General features: G+C 43.6%; 18 protein-coding genes. All 18 read right to left on the reverse strand.

Going from position 1 to position 25,723, the window contains the following annotated elements; all coding sequences use genetic code 11:
* Positions 1-18: 18 nt before the first annotated feature.
* Entirely contained in the window at positions 19-1,398 is a 1,380-nt protein-coding gene (locus tag BV214_RS04710; RefSeq protein ID WP_217868593.1) for an ATP-binding protein, read from the reverse strand.
* A complete protein-coding gene (locus tag BV214_RS04715) occupies positions 1,365-2,786 on the reverse strand; it encodes a contractile injection system tape measure protein (protein ID WP_140157719.1) in 1,422 nt (473 codons plus the stop codon). The genes BV214_RS04710 and BV214_RS04715 overlap by 34 nt, the downstream gene beginning before the upstream one ends.
* 42 nt (positions 2,787-2,828) lie before the next feature.
* Positions 2,829-6,572 (reverse strand): peptidase associated/transthyretin-like domain-containing protein, encoded by a 3,744-nt coding sequence (locus tag BV214_RS04720; RefSeq protein ID WP_086476326.1) that lies wholly within the window; start codon positions 6,570-6,572, stop codon positions 2,829-2,831.
* An 11-nt stretch (positions 6,573-6,583) separates the two neighbouring features.
* Entirely contained in the window at positions 6,584-11,299 is a 4,716-nt protein-coding gene (locus BV214_RS04725) for a hypothetical protein (protein WP_140157720.1), read from the reverse strand.
* 15 nt (positions 11,300-11,314) lie between these two features.
* Positions 11,315-14,671, reverse strand: coding sequence for a baseplate J/gp47 family protein (locus tag BV214_RS04730; protein WP_086476328.1), 3,357 nt, complete (start codon positions 14,669-14,671; stop codon positions 11,315-11,317).
* The gene (locus tag BV214_RS04735; protein ID WP_245806745.1) at positions 14,668-15,102 is read right to left on the reverse strand and encodes a GPW/gp25 family protein; all 435 of its coding nucleotides are present in this window, start codon (positions 15,100-15,102) and stop codon (positions 14,668-14,670) included. Before BV214_RS04735 ends, BV214_RS04730 begins: the two co-directional genes overlap by 4 nt.
* 3 nt (positions 15,103-15,105) lie before the next feature.
* Positions 15,106-15,396 (reverse strand): PAAR domain-containing protein, encoded by a 291-nt coding sequence (locus tag BV214_RS04740; protein WP_086476329.1) that lies wholly within the window; start codon positions 15,394-15,396, stop codon positions 15,106-15,108.
* Positions 15,397-15,408: 12 nt separating this feature from the next.
* A complete protein-coding gene (gene vgrG, locus BV214_RS04745) occupies positions 15,409-17,160 on the reverse strand; it encodes a type VI secretion system tip protein VgrG (RefSeq protein WP_086476330.1) in 1,752 nt (583 codons plus the stop codon).
* 9 nt (positions 17,161-17,169) lie between these two features.
* Positions 17,170-17,874, reverse strand: coding sequence for a CIS tube protein (locus BV214_RS04750; protein ID WP_086476331.1), 705 nt, complete (start codon positions 17,872-17,874; stop codon positions 17,170-17,172).
* The gene (locus BV214_RS16720; protein WP_176328454.1) at positions 17,874-18,044 is read right to left on the reverse strand and encodes a DUF5908 family protein; all 171 of its coding nucleotides are present in this window, start codon (positions 18,042-18,044) and stop codon (positions 17,874-17,876) included. The genes BV214_RS04750 and BV214_RS16720 overlap by 1 nt, the downstream gene beginning before the upstream one ends.
* Before the next feature lie 13 nt (positions 18,045-18,057).
* The gene (locus BV214_RS04755; RefSeq protein WP_086476332.1) at positions 18,058-18,507 is read right to left on the reverse strand and encodes a phage tail protein; all 450 of its coding nucleotides are present in this window, start codon (positions 18,505-18,507) and stop codon (positions 18,058-18,060) included.
* 5 nt (positions 18,508-18,512) lie between these two features.
* Positions 18,513-18,941, reverse strand: coding sequence for a phage tail protein (locus BV214_RS04760; RefSeq protein ID WP_086476373.1), 429 nt, complete (start codon positions 18,939-18,941; stop codon positions 18,513-18,515).
* A gap of 46 nt (positions 18,942-18,987) precedes the next feature.
* Positions 18,988-20,439, reverse strand: a complete 1,452-nt coding sequence (locus BV214_RS04765) for a phage tail sheath family protein (protein WP_086476333.1) — start codon at positions 20,437-20,439, stop codon at positions 18,988-18,990.
* A 24-nt stretch (positions 20,440-20,463) separates the two neighbouring features.
* On the reverse strand, positions 20,464-22,275 hold the full coding sequence (locus BV214_RS04770) for a phage tail sheath family protein (RefSeq protein ID WP_086476334.1): 1,812 nt from the start codon (positions 22,273-22,275) through the stop codon (positions 20,464-20,466).
* A 14-nt stretch (positions 22,276-22,289) separates the two neighbouring features.
* Positions 22,290-23,432 carry a hypothetical protein gene (locus BV214_RS04775; RefSeq protein WP_140157721.1) on the reverse strand — a complete coding sequence of 381 codons (1,143 nt, stop codon included), beginning with the start codon at positions 23,430-23,432 and terminating at the stop codon, positions 22,290-22,292.
* Entirely contained in the window at positions 23,429-24,037 is a 609-nt protein-coding gene (locus tag BV214_RS04780) for a DUF4255 domain-containing protein (RefSeq protein WP_176328456.1), read from the reverse strand. Before BV214_RS04780 ends, BV214_RS04775 begins: the two co-directional genes overlap by 4 nt.
* A 286-nt stretch (positions 24,038-24,323) precedes the next feature.
* Positions 24,324-25,013 carry a response regulator transcription factor gene (locus BV214_RS04785; RefSeq protein WP_245806746.1) on the reverse strand — a complete coding sequence of 230 codons (690 nt, stop codon included), beginning with the start codon at positions 25,011-25,013 and terminating at the stop codon, positions 24,324-24,326.
* A 263-nt stretch (positions 25,014-25,276) separates the two neighbouring features.
* Positions 25,277-25,690 carry a hypothetical protein gene (locus tag BV214_RS04790; protein WP_086476337.1) on the reverse strand — a complete coding sequence of 138 codons (414 nt, stop codon included), beginning with the start codon at positions 25,688-25,690 and terminating at the stop codon, positions 25,277-25,279.
* Between the last annotated feature and the right edge of the window lie 33 nt (positions 25,691-25,723).

The following is a 25,723-nucleotide window of genomic DNA, read 5'->3' on the forward strand; positions in this document are numbered from 1 at the left end:
ACCTTCTTTTAATTATTACTAAATAGTCCTCCCATTCTTATGGTATTCCCGTTTCACCCCTTGAACGATATCTGCCATAAATATTTCCGTTCCCTTCCTATCCAATGCCATTAAAGAGGCGTACTGTACGGCATTAACAATAGAGCCCCCCGCCAGTTCATAATCGTTCGCGATTTGATAAAGATTTATGCTTTTCTCCAATTGACAGGTATCGGAAAATGCCATTTGCCATAAATTATAGCGTTCCTTGGCCGAGGGGATTGGAAATCTGATCACGGTCTGGAAACGCCTTAAAAACGCATCATCAATATTGCTTTTGAGATTGGATGCCAAGATCACCAGTCCGTTGTATTCCTCAATACGCTGCAATAAATAAGATACCTGCTGGTTGGCATACCGGTCATGGGCATCTTTAGTGGCTGTTCGGCTTCCAAAGAGGGCATCGGCCTCATCAAAGAACAGAATCCAGTCTTTGCTCTCCGCTTTGTCAAAGACCTTGGCCAAATTCTTTTCGGTCTCCCCAATGTATTTCGAGACCGTTTGGGAGAGGTCTATCCGATAGACATCCAGTCCTAGTTTTTTTCCAAGAAGACTGGCCGTTAAGGATTTCCCAGTTCCCGGAGGGCCATGAAACAAGGTCTTATACCCTGGCTTTAGTATGTTCGCCATTTTCCAATCTACCATCAATTGCCGATGGTGTTTTAACCATACCTCTATTTCCTTGAGTTGGTTCTGGGTGCTTTGTTCCAAGATAAGGTCTTTCCATTCCATCCTGGTTTCCAGGCGTCTAGCAGGGAAGTCACTACTAAAGGTTGGTTTTTTCACTTCCCCGGTAGTTATCCTATCCAGCACTTCCTGGGAAAGGCATATCTGCCCGTTAAGGATACTGGTATTGCCCGAAACTTCGGATAACCATATCAGCTGTTTCTTTGCAAACACATGATCGCCTTCAAAGGGTTTTAGCAAGGCAAAGCGCCTTTCCAGATCATTGGCGGCCAAAATAAACATTACCGTTTCCCCAGTAGGCAGGAATCCCGAATGGGAATCGCTTACCTTCCCGCCAAACTCGGTGTACAATTGATTGGTAGTCTTGTTTTTTTGAATAAACACATCCAATAATTCCGGTTTTATATAAGGGACGGCAGCGAGGATTAGGATAAATCTTTCCACAAATCCAAATCCATTCTCCTGAACCAATTGGGCGTAGCCCGAGGTCCCCTCGGAAATATTAGGGGGTGCAATCTCCATAACATCCCTGTACTCGGTTGCTTCATTGGCATTTAAGTCCGACCTTGTTTTAAGGATCTGCTTTAACCATTGTAGCTCCATGCCAATATCCGCTGCGTTTATTCTAATCTTGTCGGTTACCATTCCACGTTTATTATATATTGGTTCCATGGCAATTTTACTACCGAAATTGGCCACGTCAATCGGTCTAACAATACATCAAAGCCCTTTCTCTCGACTTTTATCAACCAGCCATTCTCCTTGGGCGTCAAAAGGCCATCCCGTTGTAGGAAAGTCTGTCTTAAACTATCCGGACCTGTATTTTTTAAGGCCGGCCAATTAGCAATAAGGGCCCGCAATAGATGCTCACATTCTTGTTTTTCCCCTTTGGTCAAACCAAAGCGGTCCGAAATAAAATCTGTAGGCCCTACCCCACATAGTATTTTATTCAACAACCAGTGGGTTTCGTCTCCTCCTTCCGATCCAAAGACCATGAAATGCAATAGATGGATGGCTTTGGTAAACGCCTTTTCATCCTGGAATAATTGCTCTTTCATAAGACCTAATCCGGTAAAGAAAGCTTCCAAATAAGGCCAAACCAATATTAGACCTGCGTTATTGATGACTATTCCATTTTCCATCGGCAATTCCTTGGGAGTCACCATCCTTTTTCTCACCTGTCTTCCCCTAGTAGCTGTTTGGGATCTTGATTGGTGCGGGGCGACCAAGATTTCCATTAATTGCCGCTCCTCCCTGGAAAACAGGTCTCCCCGCTTCCAATCTACCGATTTAAGCAGCGCTACAACCGATTTTCGATAGGTTGTTGGCAGTAGCTGGATTAGCCGCACCCTAGACGCATCTGATTGGTACACAAGCTGCTCAAGAAGTTGTTCCATAACCCACATCCGGACTACCCCATCCGTTTTTAGGTCGTCTAATAAGCCCTTTGCTGTTTTGGCTATTGAAGTATTCGCTAAGGGCATTGGCCTCCCCAACTTGCTTAAACAACCTTTAAACAGCGGAAGCTCGTCCAAAACTGCTTTTTTAGACATGGGATAATATTTAAAAAGGAAGTCCGACATTTGCTTTTCCGAAAAAAACCGGACCGCTCGTTTTCGGGCCTCTACATGCCCTAAAATCCTGAGCAATTGGGGCATGGCGACCAACTCTTTGGAAGAGAAATCCGATTGCAGTTTTGGCAGGTCCCCTTCGTAGTACCAAGGGAGTTGGCCCGTATTCAAATAATAGAGCAAGGTGTTTTTCACCTTTTGCCGAACGGCCATTTTGGAGGGTACGGGAGAAACTTTTTTATCCCTAATCTGATGAAAGAGTTTTTCCTTCAATGCTTTTTTCACCGCTTTCGGAAATTCCGATTCCAGCCGATTAAATGCCAAATGCCCAATATCTATGGTCATGGTATCTATCCGAACTACCTCATTATCGGGTATCAGATTTTCACAGATATCGGAAAGAATAGCCTCTATGCTTTCCTTATACACCTTGGAAATTGCCATAGCAACCTCCTCTTGGTCATCCACATTTGCGATGTTGATGTCCAAGACTTGTTGTTTGATACTATGTTTATCTACATAGGACAATTTTTATACTTTAAAGTTTTTCGTAATGTTCGCTACTATTTCCTTCCCTAGTACCCCCGACTTGCTCTTAGACCACTCTTTCATTTCACCCTCCATATTAACCCCGGCCTTTTTTAATGCCTTGGCCGTGTTGCTCAGGGTTTTTTCACTCTCGGCACTGATATTTTTCCCCTCGTTGATAATTAAGCGATCCATATAACTATTGGTAAGGACTTTTAGGGAATTGGCCCTGTTGGTTTTTGTCGTTTTATCCGTTGTAGTGTTCATTTCCTTAAGAAGAAGATCCCGATTCTTCAGATAGGTCTTGTTAAGTTCCTCGGTGCTTATTTCCGCTTCCTCATTAAATGTAGTAATCACCTTTTCTACGGCTACTAGGGTCTTTATATTTTCCCTTTCCTTGGCAATAGCCTTCTCCATTATTTCGCGATATAATTTTCCACTTCTCTTATATTCATCGGCTAGGAGAATGGCCTCTCTTGAATCTTCTACAAACCCTATATTATTGATTAACTCCTTAAGCCCCCCTTTTAATTTGGTACCTGGAATCAATTCTACATCCTGGGTGGTCATCTCATTTTTTACCACCACCTTGGAAATTTTCACCCTGTGAAATCCGTTGGCCGCCACTAGAAGTTCATAAGTCCCGTTTACCATGGCCTCATCGGTGAGCCTATACATCCCCTTGCTATCGGTTTTGGCTCCAATATCCTTACCTCCCATGGAGGTCCATACATCGGCGTTCTCTATAGAGATTTGCCTGCCTTTTTCATCCTTATAGAATACAAAGCCTTTTATACCAATGGTGATATCCCCTTTGGGAATGATGGGAATAATAATAGTGATGTTGGAGGAGTCCAAATCCCTTAACTCCGTATTCCCCACCTTTTCTATGGTATAGGGAAAATCTTCTATGAGATAGGCACTGGTATTATTTCCGGAAGCCGCCAAAACTTTTTTTTCATCTACACTGTAAATAAAGGTTTGTATTTCCTTATGCGGATCAAAAGGATGGGGCCTCACATTCAATTTGGCCTCCCCATACTTCCCATTGTTGCCGCTCAACTTAATTCGATATCGTTCCGGTTCGTACATAGAATGGAGCATGTGTTCTTCCACTACTTCGTATTGAATAGGAGCCTCCTTGTTATTGTTTATCCTTGTTGGGACTATTTCATTGATAGGAACCGCCAACGGATCTAAATGAGCTGTCACTACCCCCACCGATGTACAGGGATCGCAACATTGATAAGGCAGCGTGAAATCGGCAAGAACTCTCCCGGCACCTTCTTCGTTTAATTTAAAAAAGGCATCTATATCCAGTTTATCAGTTTTGATTTCCTTTGTCCATTTTTCCAATACACCCTTCATTTCTGCCCGAAATCTATCCGAAAATCCGTCTTGATATAACAACACAAAGGTTTGTCCCTGTGCTACCCCGGCCTTGTGTTCCAACCCTGGGTGATGTTTTAAAAACTCCCCGAAACTATGCTGTTGATGATATGCAGAAATTCTATTGACTAGGGTATTGTGAAGTACGCGAATATCGATATAAGGATAAATAAAAAGATTCCTCATCAACTCCTGAACTGCTGCTATCAATCTTAGGACCACGTGTACTTTTGTTAGATTACCATTGTTGGGAATTTCACCCGCTTTCAACTTTAGAAAGTTGGTAAATAGGTCCAGCGGACATTTATAGGCTTCCAACCACGCCGTCATATTAAAGGCCTCAAAGCTTTCCGGAGTACGATTGCGTATGGCTATTAAACACGCGTCGATTTGTGCATGAAGACTATCTACAGTTACACTATTTACCCCGGCAGCACTTCCACCTGGAGCCTCTTTCTCCCTTTTAATCCATTCGGCCCTATTGGCCTCCTTGGTCTTATAGTGAACTTCATCCATTGCACGGTACCAATTATTGTTGTCCAAACCTAAATTAACACCACGTACCTTGTTAAGTTCTTCATATAATTCGGAGGTGTCTTTCTCAGACATTATATTACTGTCGTTTTTGGTCTTATTCTTACGCTGAAGAAAGCGTGAACCTGAAATCAATCGCGAAAAACTTCCTAAAAAATAGAGCAACTTGCCACGCCAAATGGCATAATGTGGCTGTAAATCCTTATAGTGGCAGTCCCGAAGTCCCAATAATTTTTCATGGACCACGGATTCGTCACCAAAATAGATGGTTTTAATATCGAAATTTAGGTTATACTCCGTTTTTATTTTATTAAGTCCAGCCATGGTTTCCTGGATTCCCCTGCCATGGATTCCTTCCAAACGAAGGAAATTTAATTGGTCCAAATCAAAATGCAAGGGCGTAGTAAAGGGAGTCTTTCCCTCCGGAGCCATTGAATTATTGTCATAGGACAGGTTTAGTGCATCGCTTTCCTTTTCCCACAATTGACATTGACGTTGTTTCCTTTCAAAGTTCCATTCAACTTCCAGGTTTTCCAAGGCCTCAAAATTGCTAGTACTTTTGGAATCGTAGTAAAACGGAATGCTGCGCATGGACAAGCTCGATTTTTTCTCACAGCTTGGGGTTACCTTAACTTCCACCTTACCCATATTCTGAAGGCGATCAAAGGAAAATTTTTCCAATAGTAATACTATTCTTTTATGTAGGGATATGGTCTTATCCAGAAGTTGTCCATGTAGGTTAAAAATAGGTGGCTGGGTAAAGCGATGTCTGTACGCATCTACTTCACATTTGGCAGGTTGCTGATTTATCACTTTTCCCAACATCAGGTGTCTTGGAAACCTATTCATGTCCGGGCAGCACTGGAGCATTAAAGCGTAGGCAGTTTCCCTAAATTCCTCATAGGCCAGGATGAGATCTTTATAAAAATCATAGACATATTGTACCCCCCACCAGCTAGGTTGAGTGAGACCACCTGCCAAATACGCTTCCAATTGTTTAAAGGTATTTTCGATGATTGAGGAAGAGAAAGGGTTCTCTCCATAACTCTTGTTTAGGATTGGCTCGTAAACCGTATAAGTAGCATTTAATAGGGCCTTTAAGGGGGTAAACCCTTTAATCATTGTTTCTACATAGGCAAAGGCAAAAGGGAAATAATGTTTGGTTTCCAAATCATCAAACAATACCCTAGGTAGACCAAGGTCCCTTAAATCATCTTTTTTTAGAAACAGGTCGTCCTGTCTACCTCCGTTGGTCCTACTATTGACCTTGTTTAGATCGTCTACACTGATGAGTAGTTTTCTAAGGTTAAAAATGCGGTCAATTCCCAATTCATCACAGCTCTTCCCCAGACAGGATTTAAGATCATTGTCCAAACATTCCAGGAACAACACAGCTACCTTATCATTGAGAAAATTTTTAGTCAGGGAAATAAGCTGCTCGTCTTCATCCACTTCCACCTCCTCGGTAAGCAGTTCGTAAAGCGCAACATCCTGTTGAAATATTGCATCCTGAAAAGGGGTATAGACCACCCCTTCCGGCAAATTATACGCTCGGTATTGCACCGTGGTACACGCCCCGCTCTCCGGGCATAACTTAATTAAAAAGCCTTCCGAACTAATGCCGATTCCTTCATGAATTACCACGTTTGTGTTTTGTCCGGTAGTTACTTCCAATTCTAAACCGCAGGCGATCCCCATCCCAATAAGGCAAGAGCGGGTTAACCTGGTCTGTTGATCCAGATATTTATGTAGCTGATTGAGCTGCCCACTGGTAAGTACCTGGTTATCTTCAAAAATGGGATAATTGTTTATTAGTGTGCTCATGACTTATTTTTTTAGGTTCCTAAAACGGAATTATTCAGAATGATGGCACCTTCCAGCGATTCTTCCTCGTCACAACTGTGTAAGGTCCCGGTGGGATAAATATTTCTGCTCTTACTTAGTGCCTTTATAAAATTGTTTAACGCTACGGAGCGATCGGACTTGCTCCCAACGGGCCTATTGATCTCTAGGAGCCAAGATTTATAGGCGTGTTCCAAAGCCTCCATTTGTTCACAATTCACCCAACAGACATTGAGTAGTATATGTGCCGGGGTTTCCAACCGGAGGGTCTTTTCTACAAATTTTCTAAAGTCCAGATCTATAAACCTATCGGCCCAATAGGGAAGAATCACGGTAGCTATACAGGAATATACATCCTTAATTTGGCAGGCTTCGCAGTCTTGATCCAAATGGATGGGCAGCAGATCGTCTATTACCCATTGCAGTTTTGAAACTAGGGTAATGTCCAATTCCGATCCATTCTCCTCTACCATCCCGACAGTGTATTGCCCCTCATTTTCGTCATTCCCCGGGTTTTCAATACGTACCCTATCCCCTTCTATGAGTGCCATTGCCGAGGCGTCGCCAACAGTTATTCTTTTGGTGATGGGTTTTATCTTGGTAATCGCTGTCTGGACCGAGTAACGTACCGTACCATTTTGGAAGGGAAGTTTTGGCAAATCGAACTTTAAATCTTCCTTGACCTTTAACTTGGATTTACCTCCTTGTGTGGTAATTTTGACAATACCGAGTTCCATTCCATCGTAAGGACCATTTTCTATATAAATGGATTGCCCAACAATTTCGGCCTTTAGATTATCGGAAACCATCAGGGTATTGTTACTGGAATCTACCTTAACAATATCGCTTCTTTTGGGAAAAATCAGTTGGGCCGTACTACTTCCCAGGGAAACCAATTGCCTAGATTCCAACGGAAGAAACAACTCCTCATTAATTCGGGGACGGAGCAATGTATGCTCTATCAAATGCATTCCCTCCTTATTAAAGAATCGTTCCTTTATAAAGTCAATTAGTTTCCCGATGGCCTTTTCATCCTCTCCACCTACCACTGTTACCGTGTTCCCGCTTATTCCCACCATGGTAAACACATGGGTATCTATTATTTCGCCGTCCGGCACCTCGGAAAAAATAGGTTCCCAAAACCCCAAAATTGTTTTGCCACCTTCATTGGATATTTCCCGTATGGTATAGACGCCATCGTTTTTTTGGGAACCCCTAATCTCAAAAAGATCGCCCACCATAAAATTGGCGCCAATATCTGCATCGGCCTTCACATACCTTTCCTCACTATTCACTTCCTGAAGTCCAAAGGCTTCTTCCCAGATGGCTTCCCCGTCAAATATGGGTGAAGGTAGTGCTTCGGCCAACTCAATCTCCAAATTTGGACCTATGGCATTCGTATCCATTATGGTGTATAGACCATCGTTGGAAGTAGAACCTAAAATTTGAAGCGTTGGATCGGTGCTATTTTTAATTTGGTCTGCCAAAAGGGAATTAAAATCCTTTTCAGAACTGGCCCCTAAAAGTATTCCCTTCTTACTATATAGTTGAAAACGATAGGGGGATAGGGCCGCATCCAGCACGTAACGTTCCCTATCCAAAGCGTTATGCACCACCTCCCACAACAATTTGGCAATCCTTTCACCTCCCTTTTTTAAAACCTGTTCCTCGGTGAGCGGCAAGGTTTCCGTTTCTTCCAAGACTACCTCCTCGGTAATCTTCCCATGCAGTATTTCGAAGGGATTTGAGAAATTAAACGCCTTGGAATACAGCACATAATCCAGGGTATAAGTGGGTAAATTGGGAGCCACAGGGCTCGTGTCTGCCGTAAGGGAATAGGTGAAGTAGTTGTTAGTGGGACAGCCTAGATTTTTTCTATTGGCTTCGTAATTTTCAAAATACTCCTTTTTTAAAATTGCCATAAGCTGGGTAATGGCAGTATCTGCATCTCCTCCGGCCGTGTCCGAATCATAGTCGTTTTTGGCACTAATTCCCAACACCCCATCCTCGCCATTCAGTTGAAAGAAAAACTTACCGCCTTCGGCTGGCAAAATGGTATAATTTTCCCGATAAAGCCCCACCATAATAAGGCCTTCCATCAATTCCTTCACCGCTGTTTCATTTTCCAAACTATCCTTTTGTACCAATAGCGGAACCGCAGCATCATCGGTAATGGAGTAGCCCCAGCTAGTATTTATGGAGAAATTGGGACCGAAATTAAGGGTTGCCAATTCCTTTTCCTGAATTCCCAATAAAAAGGAGGCCCTCTGCTCTACTCCGGAGATGTTGCCTATATGCCATTGGTAAAAGGGTTGTAGGTAATTAAAACCTTTTCCCCTTTCGGCACTGATGGCCGGGTAGCGATCTAGAAACTGTAATTTGTCCTCTATGAGGTCCAAGCCGGCAGTCTCTTTATTTACTTTATGCACCAAGATGGCATAATCCGTAAAGGTCTCCGCAAATCTTCCCAATAAATGATCCAAAAACTTGTTTCGCCTTTTAATGTACAGCTCCTCACTTTCTACCATTCCCTTCAGGGTTTCCGAATGCCCGGCAGCATCCATATATAAAGTTGATGCATTGGGGATAACTTCATGAAGAGGTTTTGAGAAATAGGTACGGTCAATTTTGTACTCCCCAAAAGCATTTTTATCCCCATTCATTGAGAAAAGATCTTTTACGCTATTTAGTTGTGCCAGTTCATTGGCGATCAACTGATCAAAAAAAGTTAAAAATGCCTTTAGCTGCTTTACCTTTCCCAATCGCTCGCTCTTCTTAAGTCCCTTTAAGGACGATAGATTGGGAATGCCCGAGCTTCCCACCCCATAGATATCGGGAAATTCTTCCTGCAGGGAAACGTAGTTTTCAATATCCTTAAACGCTCCCAAGGGGGGATCGATATCCATTTTTGGGTACCGGATCTTTTGGGGCCTATCCGCCGCCTCCAAATTGTTTATTAGGGTACTTACCACCTCATCATTGGCCAGAAAGGGCAGTTGATCCTTGTAGAAGGTAATTTTGGATTTATCCAAACTTAATCTGGGTACGTAATTGTGTTCCCAAGCCAGGTCCAAACACCATTTTACACTTTTCTCCTCAATACCGTCATCATTGTCCTGTGGTTTGTTGGCGATCTGTATATTCCGTACCGCCTTTACACCCTGTACATCCATGATAATACGGATTAAATCCGAAACGTGGATTACCTTGGTCAGCTGCGCGGCCTCCAATTCCTTAGCATCAATAAATCCATGGCTTAGTTTAGGGCCTTCGAAAATCTTATCGACTGTTAAACATAGATTTTCATCAAGCTTACCAACAAATAGTACAGCTTCTTCCGAAAAGGTGTCGGAGGCTATTTCCTCTTCTATATGAATATCGGTAAAGGCGGGATTCAATTGATTCTCCCTGATACAATTTACGGTAAATTCCCCGGCAAGGACCTCATCCCCGGTAATGGAAACCGTATCGCCGTTGCCAACGTCTTCCTTAAGTGCCGCATTGATGGTAATCGTATTTTCTCCGGGTGATATCGCGGTTATACCATAGGTGTTTTCCATGGCACATTTGTTCAACATTTCCTCAAGGGTGTAAAAATATACGGTGGGGGAAAGAAAATTTGAAATAGCGTAAAAAATGGCGGCTTCGGTTTCTTCCACATCGGCCAGGTTATCCAATTCGATATCTGCACAGAGAAGGATTTCCTCTACCTTTAGGGCACTGACCCGGAAAAAATCGTCACAAAGGTTTCGGTTTCGATGTAGGTTGATTTTGACTTCCTCCACGATCTTGTGCACCAAAGCCAACTTTTCCATGTGTTTTACGATCAAACCTGCGGTAGGATCATATAGGAAATGGTTCAGTTGGGTGATAAGGCTCTCCACGGCCGGAATAGGTTTGGAATTTGAGGCTACGGAAAGGACCACTTTTTTATCTTGGGCCAGATCATAGGTAAGACCATAGCCATTGGCCATATGAAAGAACTTTAAACTCACGTTCCTCACAGCCTTCCGTACCTCGTTATAATCTGTCCAATCCACAGGGTCGTCCCAGCTAGGAAAAGAAATCCTGACGGCAACTTTCATTCCCTGCAAGATGGGAAGGGCAGGGAATTCATAGAGTATAAAATCCCCTGCTATGGTATTTTCGTTTAGATCCCCATAATCCGTGTTTTTATCAAATTCCAGCAAAACATCATAGAGTGTTTTCACATAGAACTTTTTCTGCATGGCCGCATTAGGGATGGGGGCCAGACTAAGTTCACTCTTCTTTTGGTTCACATAAATGGCATGTTCGGCATCCGGGGATTTATGGATCCAGGCATTTTTCACCCCATAATATTGGGGATCGGATCCGTTGTTGTCTACCACCTCCACATCGATCATGATTTCCCTAAAATCATTAAAGGTCACAGGACAAACGGGCAGAATTCTACCGGCCGTATAGAAATTCTTTATATCGTAAACATCCGGACTTCCCAATTTCTGGGCCAGGATGTCCTTAATATCGTAATTAATTCTATATCCGACATCGGTGAGCACATAACTGAGTACCTCCAGGATGGTAATTCCGGGGTCATGGGTGTTGTAATCCGTCCATAACTTGCCCGCCAATTCCTGGATATGCCGAATTCCGATTTCTCGAAGCAACTCGTAATCCATGCTTTCTAAAGCCGGTGCTAACTTCGATATAGTCTTGGATTTGTTCATGGTGGCATCTTTTTTTTAGCACTTGTCCCTAACGGTCAATTCATTGGTACTTAAAATAATATTATCATCACATAAACATTGATCCGCCCCATCCGATGGAATTTCCAGGATGGTATGGCTATCTGCCGAACCAATAATGGATACCGATGTTAACGCAATAGCCTCATCTACATCCTTATTGGGATTATTTTCGGGATCTTCTTTTATTATATGGTACATTTTAAAACAGGTGACATAATCTACATACGACCTTTCTTCCACAAAATTCAGGATGACGGATTTATGAATTCTCCCCCCAAAGACAATGTCTTTGGAACAGTCCGAAGCCCAAGGGGATAAAAAGTTTTTGATTTCCTGTTGAAGTTTGGCAAGGTGGAACCCTACGTCCTTCCCCTGATGGAGCCTCACATTAAAAGCTACCTTAATTTCCTCATAGATGGGGTTTTTCACATGAAGGTTGGCACAGGGCGGCTTCAGAGCCTCTATAAATGAGGCAATCTGACTAAGCTGATCCAAGCTGGCCTTTGGGCGCAAGGGATCTATCGCATTTTTGTTCTGCACATTGGCGATGATTACCAAGGAAATATGGCCTGGAGCTATTTCACTAAAGTTGGTAATGGTTCCGTCGAAACGAGTATGATTAATACATTTAACCTTGTAGACCAAGGGAAATTTCTCCAAAATAAGGTGTTCGTAGTCCCAAATGGTAATCGCCCTGTTTTTATGTCTCAGTCGTTCGCTTACCCTGGTATAAAACGCTCTTTCCCTTTCCGGGGGTTTCCCATCGGACGAGGCATAGGGTTGTTCCAATTTTTTAATGGCAGCATCCGCATCCTTAAGTTTGGCTATAGTACCGGCTTCCAACGCTTTTTCCAAAAATCTTGGGTCGTTGCCTCTATCGTAAAAAGAAGCACTAAGGGCCTGAGCCCTAACAGCGATTATATCACATACGGCATCGGTATCTTTTTCCACACCGGCCTTTATCCAATATAGCTTGGGAGACAATCTGGAATTCCCAGTGGCAATGGCACGGGGAATGTCCAACTTCAAAATTCCGGAAGTGAGCAGGCCATTGGTTCCGTCGGACAGGATGGTATATTGATCAAAGTCTTTCCACCCTTCCTTGGTAAGATAGCTCCATTGCACCGTTTGCTTTTCCTTTTCCGGGTTGGCACTGCCTTCCGCTACCTGAATAAGCAGGGATAGCGTTTGAGGAGGATGTAGCTTTTCAATTCCTATATAGAGGTTCCCTTCTTCGGTGATCATCGGGAACAGGCTGTTTGAAGGATTCTCCCTATTTACTTCATAATTGCCAAAAGGCATTAAATGAAAAAAGTTTTCAGCAATTTCGGTTTCCTCGGTCGCGGTGACCGTACTGTTTAGATTAATGGTTACCGATGACTTGTAGTAAAGGGATAGGGATTCAATTGTGGGGACATAGGGAGTATTTGGGAGGGTCCATTCGTCCGTATTCTGGATAATTTTGGATTCCAAGGTATCTTTGACATTTTTATTGGGTGGTAACGACTTTAAGAGCAGGGTATTGTTGCTTGTACTAGTACCATTTGCCATATGTATGGCGTGATAGGTATAGGCATTTTGAAAATCCCTATGCCCAAAATCCATCCCTTTTAGGGTAAGTCTCATAAATCCCTTTGCAAGATTGGGATCATACTCCTCAAAATCCTTACTGTTTACCTTACGGTCTATAGATAAAAGGCCAGGGCTCATATTGGAAATCTTACTCTTTGTTTCCGAATCGGGTAATTTGGTGCTGGTGGAAATATCCGAACCGTTTGTTGTGGTAAAAAGTTGTTGATCGTTGGCAATCACTTCCCATTCCTTCTTATTAAGCACTTCTATCTTGGTCTTAAATGCGGTATTACTTCTGTTATCGGTAGTACCTTCCACATGATAATGCTTATAGTAGCTACTGAAACCCTGTGAGTTTTGGGGAAGATCTACCCATTGGAATTTTAGGGCCAGCTGTTCCAGTTTCTTTTGAAATACTTCTTTGGAACCGATATAAAATTTACTGCCCAAATGAGGAATACTTCCAAAAATGGCCATGGATTTGGTGGGATCCAGTTTACCAAGATCATTTTGGACGATGATATTCTGAATACCAGGGGTCTCCCCTTCCTCCTCTATTTGCACCGTAATTTTTAAGGTCTCTACCAAAATCCCCTTCAATCCCTTATAGGGCGAATTGGAGCTTAGATCGGCTGTATGGATAAGCACCTTTAAAAGGGGCCATTGGGTATCAAAATTCTCCCCGAAAACAGTGTCATCATAAGCGACAACGGCAGCCTGATCTACCTTTAGCCGGCATTCTATCAACAATTTCCCGGAATTGGGTCTGGATTCCCGTACGGTTTCTACCGTTGCCAATAGCCATTCTTCCTCCCCGCTGAGCAGCAGCTTAAAGCTTTGCAGACCCAATTTAGAATAGTCCAAGTCGGGCCCATTTGCGTCAATTCCGATTTCCAGGGTAATTCTACGCTGACCTTCCGCTAAAAACAAAATGGGACTGGCAATGGCAAAACCAAGGTGCCCCTCTGGGCGGTCGGCCACTTTTAATCCGGAGGGATTATCCACATCCGTAATAAACGAAGGGCGTCCAAATACCCGCCAATATCCTTCTTCGGTTTCAATTTCCTCGCCTTGCCCATCGGCAGAATTGGCTATTGGGGAACTATATATTCTATGGTCCGTTTTGGGATATTTGGCCTTTCCGTCCCATTCATCAAAAATATTGGCGAATTGGGCCTTTATTTCTACCACCTCAGCCTTATTGATAACGGTGTCCTCATGTAGTTTGTAAATAACATCCGTACCCGTTGTGTCTTTTCCGGCTTTTAGCGAAGTCCCAGCCTTTAACAAATGACTATCCACGTGTTTGGCCAGTTCAAAGATGATGGAAACCTTATCAGGCTCCGCTGGTTTTTCCTTTAATTGTAGTACCTCCTTGTAATAAAATTCCAGGTGTTTCTGTGTGATGGTATTGATGTCTGCCTGTACCACCTTAAACATATACAGAAAACCAAAGAACAATGCCTCGTGCGGCATGGCAAACTGATCTATCCTAAGCTGGGCCAGATACGCTTCCAATGAAAACCTAGTCCAATCCGCTTCCGTAATCTCAAAGAAAGGTGTCCAATCAAAATGTTTGGAGTTTACACTATCCCAGGACGAATTTTCACTGTTATAATATTTAATTTCCGCTGCAAAATTTTGAACAAAGGACAATAGGTCTTTCATACTCCGTTCATCCACGGCCACATAGGATGGAAGCAGCGTATGTAAGGTGCGCTGTTGTTGGCTTGTGCCATCCCTTCTCAAGGGGTTGTTATGAAAGCAATTTTCGCTCATTCCAAAATATTTGTTCCTTCATTTAAATAAAACGGAAATACCAGATTGGATCGGGTATTGCTCGAAATTATGGTATAGTCAATGGTCAGTTCAATAGTACCATTTAATGATTCCTGAACGGCTTCTATTTTATCTACAAAGACCCTTGGTTCGTGGATCAAAATGGCCTTTTTAATCTCCTCCGAGATATAGGTCGCCGTGTTGGTGTCTAACGGCTCAAAAATTAAACTCCTTACCGTGGTTCCGTAGTCGGGCCGCAATAATCTACTCCCCTTGATCGTGGTCAACAAAATGATAAGACTTTCCCTAACGTCCTGCTCGTGTTGCACCAAGGTTGCACCATTGTTCCCCAAGGTAAATTCGACAGGAAATTTCCATCCCCTCCCTAGGAAGCCTTTGTTATCTATAAGATCATTTCCTGTTTTTCCCATTTGCTATCCTATTAATACCGTAAATTCTCCCAATACTATGGTCCCACCATGGGAAGTAGAATCTCCCAATCTAGCTGCAGGCATCCCTCCTATCATTACCGTACCGGAACCAGCAACGATGGTATCCGGCGGCCCGGTACACGTGGCCATATCGCCTACCCTTGCTGCCGGCAGTCCCCCTATGAGTACGGTTGGTTCCCCAGCCGGCAAAATAGGGCCGCCTACATGGGGTACCGTACCCGTTACCATGGGGCATACATGCATATCCGTAACTCTTGCCGCAGGTGCTCCCATTTAATTTCTTCTTTAATTTATTTGTACCAACGAACCTTTTATGGTGGCCGTTCCACTAGAGGTGACTTCTGCTCCGGAAGACCCCTCTGCCTTGAACGCAGCCTGTGCCTTATGGTTAATGTTGACCCCTTCTATATTGACATCACCCCCGGCCTTGATATTTACATCCCCAGCGCTGTCCAACAAAATACCCCCACTGTCCAGGGTAACCTTATTGCCGTTTTCGTCCTCGACCTGAATGGCCCCCTCTTCCTCGGACAATAAAATCTTGTTACCATTGGGAGTTTCCAGAAGGATGTGGTTTTTGCCATCGTCAAAGACCAGTTTCATTTCACTCCTACTTACAAATCCTTTCTCATCGTTTTCTTCCGTGGCCGTGAACGGCGCCGGTCTCGCACTACTGTGTACCATACCGATCACGATAGGATTTCGGGGATCATCGTTCAAAAAGCCTACGATAACCTCATCGTCCAGTTCCGGCATAAAGAAAGTGCCCCTATTGTCCCCGGCGTCCAAGGTGGCAATCCGTGCCCATGTCCCTTCCTCCTCGGTACTGATCATGGGGAGTTTTACCTTGATCCTGTTTTCTCCCATGGGATCGTCGTGTACGGCGGTAACTTTCCCTATATGTAGCCCATTAATGGCAGGCAAAAGTGCCGCAGAGGGGATGGCCTGTACGTCATCATAACTCTCGGTCAGGAATTTTGGGTCCAACCCTATCTGCAAGTGGGTATTCCAAGTGGATGAAAAAGTATGACTAACCCCTGATACGTACGCCGTTCCGTTAAAACGATCCCCAAGGCCTTCCAGATTGATCAGGTTACCCGGTTTAATTACATTATTGCCCAAAATCTTAATCCTGCCAACAATTTTCGACAATTGGCTCCTCAACATTCGCGCGTTGGTCCACGCTTGTAATTCTGCCGGACTCAAAGCTCCGGTATGTTGAAAATTTAGGGGATCCACACCAATGGTAGCAGACAGTTCCGTGGACGACAGGTTCCCTAGTTCGGTGATATTCTGAGGTTGGTTGCCACTGGTTACAATTTCTTGATTGGCCGTATCCCAAGCCCTGGTCTCAATAGCGGAAAACTGGTTTCTGGCATCCATTTCAAAATCGAATTCCAGGATATTATGCCCATAGGAAAGATTGGCCACCGCTTGCTGCCCGTAATCAGGGGCTGCTGTTTTAATGGTCCCATCATCAACCATGGTCAATTGCCCGTTGGTTTCCGCTCGGGTCACCAGAAAATCCCAATCCGTGCAATAATATTGGACCATTTGCGCATGGGTAGTGGGGGTGGTTTCAATCTCGGGGGCTATATCGCCATAATCGTTCAAAATAGCTTCCATAATGTCACTATCCGACATATCCGAAAAATACCTGTTCTTACGTCCTACGGTAAGTTTCACGGCCACGTCCTTGGCTTCTATGGAAAGTTGGGAGTTGGTATTGCCCCCCATGGTTTTGATCCCGTGTTTAATAATAACCCCTTTAAATACGGTTTCTTCTTCTCCCTTATAGCCCATTTTTATTTCAATTTCCTTTCCGGGAATCAGGGTGTTTTCATTGCTGGCCCAAAAATCGGCTTCGGCAACGTTACCATCTACCAATTGGATCTGTGCCGTAGGAATCTTATTGATCGCTTTGGTTACCGCCAAACTGCTTACGGCAAAACTACCGTCCAATTCGGTACCATCTACCAGAATGGTAAAGGAGGGTAATTCGGAACCTGTGGGAATATCTAATTCGGCTAATAGCATAGGACTCTCTTATTTTTGGACCGGGGGCAGAATTATTTCCTGCCCTGGCCTGATATTTCTAAAATTTGACAAATTGTTGGCTTTGGCTATTTCCATATAATAATTTGGATTGCCATAAATATTGCTTGCTATCAAAGGCAGTGTCTCCCCTGCTTTAACGATATGGATTTTGGTTAGGTCCGAAGAGAACAGTTTAACAAGTGCTGCCTGGATTACCCTAAACTCATGTCCTACAAAGGTGGCGGTAACAGTAGCCCTTAAGGGTCTGCCAATGGAGCTGAACATGGTATAGTCTACTTTGGCACTCTTTAATTTACAGTTGAAAATAAAAGTTCCCCAAACCAAGGTTAGGGTTCTGGGCTGATGTTCTTCCGGATCCACGTCTCCCGTGAGCTTTAAAAACAATGCTATTTCCAGATCCACGCCTCCCACGGTCTTGGCCACCTCCCCGTTGATGGAATTTACCGAAGTCCCTGTGGCATCAAAAAGAAATTGGAACGTGACCTCCCCACTTTGGTTACTATGATAGCTTTGTTCTTGGCTATTATCTCCTGGCACGCACTGCCCTTGGTAGTTTATGGCGATATTTTTGGATAGTTTCTCCGGATTGTACATCACCGGGTACGGGATAGGAAGTCCCTTCGGCATGCCATTTTTATCGGCATGGTAAGAAAAGATCATCATCTTCAATAAAATCCCGTCCAACAATCCCATTATCGTTCGTTTTTGTTCTTGATCAATTTCAAAACTTCATCTACCCTAACCTGATTGGTCTGGGCGGAGGGCGGTGTGGTACAATCCTCCCCGGAAACATGGGTAGACGGCTTTTTGTTTTGCTTATCTACCGTGGTTCGTATTATCAATTCTCTTATCTCGACAGGCATAAGGCTTTCTTTTTTAGGAGACCTCCAAACGTCTAAAATATTGGAAGTTCAGTTCTATGGTTTCAATAACAATTTCGTTCTGCTGTGCCCCAAAGTTGGAAATAGTCCATTTAACCGGATAGGCCTTTACAAAGCTCCAGGACTCCAAGGGCTCATGTTCGGCATTAAGAAGGGTAACCAGTACGTCTTTGGGATCAAAGGAGAAGGATTCTACCGCGTCCCTAAACCATGCGATCAGCTTTGATCCAATCAACAATCCCCTTTTTAGGACGAGTTTTTCATAAGTGATCCTATCGGCCAATCTATGGACAAAACGATTTTCTCCTCCTTCGTTATAGGTAAACTCGCCAACGCTGACATTTAATCCGGATACCTCCTGGAAACGAATATCATTCCCATCGGATGTAATTCCTTCAATGTCTACCCTAAAATGAAAACCGACCGGTGGATAGTAATTTGCCATACTGTCTATACGAATTCTATATTAAGTCCCTCATGGCAAAGCTCGATGGTTTCTACAGCCACCTCATTCCCCGTGGAATTAAGGGAAGGCCCTTCCACCTTGCATGGCCAGGCAGATTTTACCTTCCATACCGTTACGGGCTCGTGTTCTTCGTTTAATAGGCTGATGGTGATATCTCTCCGTTCTATCTGGTTTAAGGCAACCGTATTGAGCCATTGGAAAAATTCGTTGTCTGCCCTAAAAATTCCTCTCTTTAGGGTGATGTTGGAATATTGGGGAATACCGGGCATTTTGGTGACATGGTATTCGGCAGCATTACCTTCTCTATAGTCTATGGATTGAAGTTCCACCGACAATCCGGACACCTCTGTAAATCCAATGCGTGTTCCGCCCCATTCTACTTGAAAATGAAATACCGAAACGGGATAGTTGATAGCCATAATGTGTTGATTTAATGATTATTGATTTATTTTTTTTCTATTAAGACTCTTGAAGTTTATGGGAAAATTTCAGGATGATGAATTCCGCAGGCCTTACAGCTGCAAGTCCAATTTCGATATTCATCCTTCCCTCTAAAATATCCTGGGCAGTCATGGTTTCGCCCAGGCCTACCTTTACAAAGAAGGCCGCTTCCGGTTTTGCCCCTGCCAAGGCCCCTTCGCGCCAGAGACCAGTAAGGAAGTTATCTATCATCGCCTTCGTCCTTACCCAGGTCAGTTTGTTATTGGGTTCAAAAACAACAAATTCGGTTGCTTTCTTTACCGATTCTTCAATAAATATATACAGCCTTCGTACTGGTACATAGCGCCATTCGTTATCATTACCGGCCAGGGTCCTAGCACCCCAGATCAATATTCCTTTCCCGGAGAAAGCTCTAATTACATTGATGGATTTTCCGGTGGAGGGGTCCACATTTAAATTATCCTGCATTTCATTGGTCACCAACACTTTTGGAGCCAGGACCGAAATGAGTCCCACATTGGCAGGGGCTTTCCACACTCCCCTTTCCGCATCTACCCGGGCATAGGCCCCGGCAATAGCCGAGGAAGGAGGAAGATCTACATACAACTTCCCTATTTCGGCGACTACGGACCTATAGATACTGGGGTTGGCAGCCTCAAGACCGGTCATTAATCCACTAAAGTCCTCTGCACCGCCTGGTAAGGCACTCCCCGTGCCTCCGTCCTCCTGTAAGTGACTAATGGTTACGGTGTCTTCTGCATACCCATGGTTTAGGGTCGTTTTTAGGTCTGGGCCGTAAGTAGCTCCATATTTTAAATAATTCATGCCCAGAGCACCTCTGTACGTTTCTATCTGGGTAGTATCGGTTATATCCCCTTTAAAATCGGCAATGGTAAACCTATCCTGTACTTTGTTGCACAGGCTAAGCGCTGCTACCACTACCAAACCGTATTCCCCTGGGGTTCCCAATTTGGTTGCTTCTGGAAATACCAATAACGTAGGTTCGTCCACTTTTTCGATAGCGGTGATACCACCAGTTAAACCACCTGCCACTGTGGAAACCGATCCATCCCCCACTATAATGGGATCGGTATAGCTTCCTACGGAGACCACATGACAGGGTCCGCCCCCATTGGCAAAATATAGGTTCATACTGTGGTAGAGGATGTAATTGGAGGCCGCCCCCGTTAATACCGAGGAGAACTTCCGTTCCAAAAGAACATCAGAAGCATCAAAAACATCCCTAATATTTACAGTAATATCCTGTCCTACAGGACCTCCGAATATTTCAACATACTCCAACATGGAGGTAATCCGTTTTGGCCTAAAGAGAAGACTGTTACCATCCTGGTCGGTGGTAGCTTCCGTATACCCTATAAACGCGGGAATAGCGGTAGCAACCGGCGCAATGGAGGCCGGTAGGGTCGAAATTTCTTCAATATAGACTCCGGGTGTGTTATAGGTAGGCATAATGTTATGTTTTTATATATTATGTTATGATTCTTGTAGTTTATGGGAGAATTTAAGGATGATGAATTCTGCAGGTCTTACTGCTGCCACCCCTATTTCTATATTCATCCTTCCCTCCAGAATATCCACGGCTGTCATGGTCTCCCCAAGTCCAATTTTCACGAAAAAAGCGTGTTCCGGTTTGGCACCTGCCAAGGCCCCATCCCGCCATAGTTGGGTAAGGAAGTTTTCTATCATGGCCTTGGTCTTCACCCATGTAGGTTTACTATTGGGCTCAAAAATGACAAATTCCGTAGCTTTCTTAATGGACTCTTCCATGAAGTTGTAAAAGCGTCTTACCGGAACATAACGCCATTCATTGTCGTTACCGGCCAGGGTCCTTGCCCCCCAAACAATGTTACCCTTTCCATTAAAAAATCGGATTGCATTGATGGATTTTCCGGTAGTGGCATCCACGTTAAGATCTCCCTGTTCCGCGGCGGTAACCTGGATGGTAGGTTCCTTTACCAGATTCACACTTACGTTGGCCGGTGCCTTCCACACTCCTCTATCCCTATCCACTGCAGCATAAATACCTGCTATGGCGCCACAGGGATACAGGGTAACCTTGTGTTTCTGAAGTTCTTTCTTTATCCGATTGTACAAGTTGGTATCCAGGTACTGATCAACCCCGCCTTCCAGTTCGGGCCCTGAGATAGAAGCAGCAATTCCGGTACCGCTATCGGTGTAATTAATCGCAATACCATTGCCCGCAGCACCGGACGCAGTGGCTTGGATTACTACGACTGCCCCGTTATTTATGGCACTTACATTGGGAAGTGTATCTATTTGTGCGGCCAAAAGACCTGCGGTGGCGCTGGCGTCCCCCCCTTTTGTGAACTCTGTCCCTTCCGTAAAATCCGTTCCGTCCACGGTAAAAACATCACCGTCTATACTCGTATTGTCCAATACGGTTATGGTGGCCGAAGCCGCCTTGGAAATGGCGGTGGTACCGTCGGATTCCAGGCCGGAATTTATGTTGCTCAGCATTTTACCATTCCAAAGGGCCGCATTGGGCGCAGTGGTAGTATCCACGATCCGGACCTTGTCTTCATCAAAGGAAAATTCGATTAAGGTATGCAAGGATGGATAATAGGCCGCAGCGTATTTTAGGTAATCCGGGCCTACATTATCATTTCTAAAATTGTTCCCGTCGTTAAACACCGTAGAGGAAACATCCGCTTCCACATCCAGTATCGCAAACCGGTCCTGTAGTTTATTACACTGTACCAGCATAGTATCGAACAACGGCTTTCTATCGGTATCGGATAAGGCCATGGCTTCTGGTATGGTCAGGAGGGTGATCTCATCTATTTCCTCACAGACATTGAGTCCGGCCAGGAGAGCCGCATCATCTATGGCTATGGCATCTATTTCCGTTGGCATGGTGGTAGGATCGGATTCGTCTATCTGGGTATAGGTACCCACGGAAACCACATAACAGTTACCACCGCCGTTAGCGTAAAACATGCGTACCTGATAGTACAACACGTAGGGGGATTCATTGGCTCCAATACTGGAAACGCTAAGCCCCACTTCCGTTTCCCCGCTGGGCGGATCGGTTATGGATGCGCTGTAATATTCTTGAAAGGGCCCACCAAAATGCGCTATAAATTCGAGCATAGAGGTTATTCTTACGGGAGTTCTAGTGGTTGCTGGATCAATTGCAACATTATCTACAATTGCTTTTTCCGTATAGCCAATAAATGCTGGGACGGCCGTAGCTACAGGTGCTACCGATGCTGGAAGCGTACTAATTTCCTCAATGTATACGCCGGGTGTTTTGTAATCTGCCATAATTTTGATTCTCTTTAAATGAATACAAATATTTCTTTCTCAATCACTCCTCCATTATCTTTCTCCACGGTGTTAATGGGTGGATTGGATAGGTGGGCGACTACTTTTTTGTCGGAAGGTTTGAGAACAAGTTCCACGTTTAGCTTGGGATCCTCAAAGCTTGGGATCTCAGCACTGGATTTAAAGACGACCGTATGAAATCCCTTTACTTTAATATCGGTTCGCGGTTCAGTACCGTCCAGGTTAAAATCTACATGGGTATACGGGGCACCGCCCCCGGTAGGGGAATCCTCAATGGTGAGACTGGATGTATTGAGTACATCATCATAATCCAATTGAGTTTTGGTTTTGTTGACAATAAAATATTTCCAAATCGCCGTTTTACGTTCAAAATTTAGTCGATAATACTCGGTAGCCCCATAAAGGTGGCCCGTGGCCGAATCGTAACGGATGTCTACCACCCCCAATACACCTTGTTGAAGGGCCTCATTGTCTACAAGCACGGTTTCTTCCCTTAGGGTTGTTGCATCTGCATCGTTCCTAATGGTAATGGTATAAATGCCATTGGGTTTATTCCTTAGATCTACCTGCTGGTGAAATTTCTTATTGTCGTCCCTACTAAGGTTCAATATGGTAGGTAAATCGTTGCCCTCCTGATCCTTGCCCACCGATATTAAATTCCCATTTTGATCGGTCAGCTTAAACTTAGTTTTGGTATGGGTAGTGGTCAATGAAAAAGAGTAAGTAAATAGAGGGGAAAATGCCTTGCCGATCAAGCTATGGGTAAGTAGCTCCGGAGTATCGGGGTGGGTGCTGGCATTGGCGGGATTGTTGGTAAAGTAGAGTTTGTTGCCCACTTCGTATTTCTTTACACCATCCAGGTTGGTGATATTAAAAAACTCCTCGCTGTTTTCTAAGGTTAGGTAGTATCTAAAAACAACATCCTTCCCCAGATCAATAAAGGGAGAGGTCTTATCTGCGTCTGCCTTAAAAAGAACAATGGCATCATTGCCAAGTGTCCTGAACAACATTTTCCCATTTCGGGTCAGCACAGCAGTAGTTGTGTCCGGTTTTAGCACAAGAGACTTGTGGACACCATTTTTATAGAAATTGTGCTGCATGGATACTGAAAACAGTCTGTTGTATTTTGTGGTCACAGCATTTTGTTTTTGGCCAGGAGGTCAATTTCCTCAATGGGAAGGGCATCACTGATCAATTCATCCTCCTGAATGGTAATCATTCTCACTTTGTACAATACCGAGGGAAGGTATTTGGTACCCAGTACACTCCAGAAGTTGTACATCTGCTCAAATGAGGAGGAGTACAGCTCCAGAATTATTTTTTTAATATTAGGATCTTCGGCGGCCATAACAGGAGTATTGTCCTTGGTAAAAACGTTTTTGGCCTGAAAGAAGGAGATTACATAGGATAACTGCTTAAGCCCCTCATAGTAATCATCCGTAGGGTCGGTTTGACTTTGGTTCTGAAAGTTGGCGGAAATTAGGATATAGAGATTTAATTTTAATTCGGGATTTCTGTATTCTACCGTTCCATCGGCATTGATAAATGTGGCATTTTGTTCCTTAAATACTTTTTCCTCCTCAATATTCACCAAGGACAGTCCAAGGGATTTATCCGGAATAGCAATGCCAGCCTCACCGGATACATGTGTTAGGAACACCTTTTCCTCATCAAGATTATTTTTGATCTTTAGATAGTCATTAATAGACCTGGTTAACAGCTTTAAGGTTGAATGTATCATAATAGGTACATAAAAAATTAAATAAATCCGTGGGGGACGGGTAGGGAGAAAGTAGCATTGACGGCAAAACGAAAATCCCATAAATCTTCCTTTTGAGGAATCGATCAATGAAATAACCGACAGTAATTGATGCTGTGTGCCACTATCATCTGGGAGGAGGATAGACCGAATCTTTCGATTCACTAAGAAAGATTCTAATTTTAAGCTTATAAATCAATCCCCATTTTTAGGGATTTTACCATCTGTTTTCTTAATTTCATAAAATGACCATGGGGGTCCTAATTGGTCAGATAAATGCTGCCGCTTTTTTAATTAAGTGCGCGGTATTTTTCACTTTAAATTTTTCGATTAAATTCTTCCTATGTGAAACTACGGTATGATTGCTTATAAAAAGCTTATCGGCAATTTCTTTGGAAGAGAAGCCATTGGCTATATGTTCTAACACCTCTTGTTCCCTTCCCGATATTTGGAGGTTATTTTTATTGGATATGGAAGGGTTGTTCAGGTTATAAGAAGCATGAAAAAAATTTTCGATCTCTTCCTTTACAGAAACATCAAAAACATAGTTAACCGCGATCTTCCGATGAATTATGTCGTATAAATGAATTTCGTGCTTCACACAGATTTGTTTCCCCTCCAAGGACGCAATATGATATTTGAGCACCAGTGGGGATTGGGGTTTGGGAGCAATCAAATAGCTGGTTATAAGCTCCTTAACACACCCCACCTCGTCCAAATCGATCTTTGAGAACCAATAGCCCCACCCATCGTCCCACAATTTGTAGAAGTCATCGGAAAAAATTGATATGCAACGGGGATTACAATAAAGGAAAAGGGCCTTGTCCATAAGGTAGATACCTACCATTGCATTCTTGGAGCGTTCACAGACCTCTACAATTTTAGCAATTCTTACCATCAGTTCATCTTCACAGATGGCATTTGGGTTTAGACAGGTGTTGATGTCTGATAGTTTCATTTTGCTGGGGTATGTATCTTAAGATAAACAACATTTAAGGAACGGAAGTATTGTTTTGTATATATGGTCGCAAATTCTGTATAAATGATCCCGTAAACCGATTCATTTACTTCCCTCATTCCTTATGGATATCCTGCATTGGGAAAAATTATTTTTTTCTTCTAGCCGCTAGCTTAGTGCGATAAGGCACTACCACATAAATTTGTAGCACTTAGCGTTATAAGAACCAGATTACAAACGAAGTAGAACCCAACGCGACCCTATTAAGGAACCAAGGAAATGGGTCCTTCCGGAGAGTTTAAATTGATTCTGGTAATGCTATGGTCGGTTTCACTTACTGGTATCATTTTTCCTTTAAATTGGATCTTTTCATTATTCTTCCTCGTCACTGTAAATTCAATATCCAGACCATTAAAACTTCCGCTTAAGGGGTTACCATCCCGGATAGTATCGTTATCATGTTGTTCCTCCCCGTTAAATACACCCGATGGTACGTTTCTATTAGCTGCATTTGGCTGCAGGTCCATACGGTATTCCCCATTGGTTCCTTCTACGGGCCATGTGGCATTAAATCCGGGAATAAAAACAGTTCCACCACCGTCACTTGAGCTACAGCCTACACATGCAAATACAAGGATAGCTATAATCATAATTCTAAACAAGTTAAGAGTTTTCATATCTTTTGGATTTAAATTATTAATACTTACCTA

Origin of the sequence: Arenibacter amylolyticus, from assembly GCF_002150785.1 — a bacterium.
Lineage (GTDB): Bacteria > Bacteroidota > Bacteroidia > Flavobacteriales > Flavobacteriaceae > Arenibacter > Arenibacter amylolyticus.

Bases quoted from the DNA above. Each gene is read 5' to 3' on its own strand.
- BV214_RS04710 (WP_217868593.1), bottom strand. From the start codon at position 1,398: ATGGAACCAATATATAATAAACGTGGAATGGTAACCGACAAGATTAGA.
- BV214_RS04720 (WP_086476326.1), bottom strand. From the start codon at position 6,572: ATGAGCACACTAATAAACAATTATCCCATTTTTGAAGATAACCAGGTA.
- BV214_RS04725 (WP_140157720.1), bottom strand. From the start codon at position 11,299: ATGAACAAATCCAAGACTATATCGAAGTTAGCACCGGCTTTAGAAAGC.
- BV214_RS04730 (WP_086476328.1), bottom strand. From the start codon at position 14,671: ATGAGCGAAAATTGCTTTCATAACAACCCCTTGAGAAGGGATGGCACA.
- BV214_RS04735 (WP_245806745.1), bottom strand. From the start codon at position 15,102: ATGGGAAAAACAGGAAATGATCTTATAGATAACAAAGGCTTCCTAGGG.
- BV214_RS04740 (WP_086476329.1), bottom strand. From the start codon at position 15,396: ATGGGAGCACCTGCGGCAAGAGTTACGGATATGCATGTATGCCCCATG.
- vgrG (WP_086476330.1), bottom strand. From the start codon at position 17,160: ATGCTATTAGCCGAATTAGATATTCCCACAGGTTCCGAATTACCCTCC.
- BV214_RS04750 (WP_086476331.1), bottom strand. From the start codon at position 17,874: ATGGGATTGTTGGACGGGATTTTATTGAAGATGATGATCTTTTCTTAC.
- BV214_RS16720 (WP_176328454.1), bottom strand. From the start codon at position 18,044: ATGCCTGTCGAGATAAGAGAATTGATAATACGAACCACGGTAGATAAG.
- BV214_RS04755 (WP_086476332.1), bottom strand. From the start codon at position 18,507: ATGGCAAATTACTATCCACCGGTCGGTTTTCATTTTAGGGTAGACATT.
- BV214_RS04765 (WP_086476333.1), bottom strand. From the start codon at position 20,439: ATGCCTACCTATAACACACCCGGAGTCTATATTGAAGAAATTTCGACC.
- BV214_RS04770 (WP_086476334.1), bottom strand. From the start codon at position 22,275: ATGGCAGATTACAAAACACCCGGCGTATACATTGAGGAAATTAGTACG.
- BV214_RS04780 (WP_176328456.1), bottom strand. From the start codon at position 24,037: ATGATACATTCAACCTTAAAGCTGTTAACCAGGTCTATTAATGACTAT.
- BV214_RS04785 (WP_245806746.1), bottom strand. From the start codon at position 25,013: ATGAAACTATCAGACATCAACACCTGTCTAAACCCAAATGCCATCTGT.
- BV214_RS04790 (WP_086476337.1), bottom strand. From the start codon at position 25,690: ATGAAAACTCTTAACTTGTTTAGAATTATGATTATAGCTATCCTTGTA.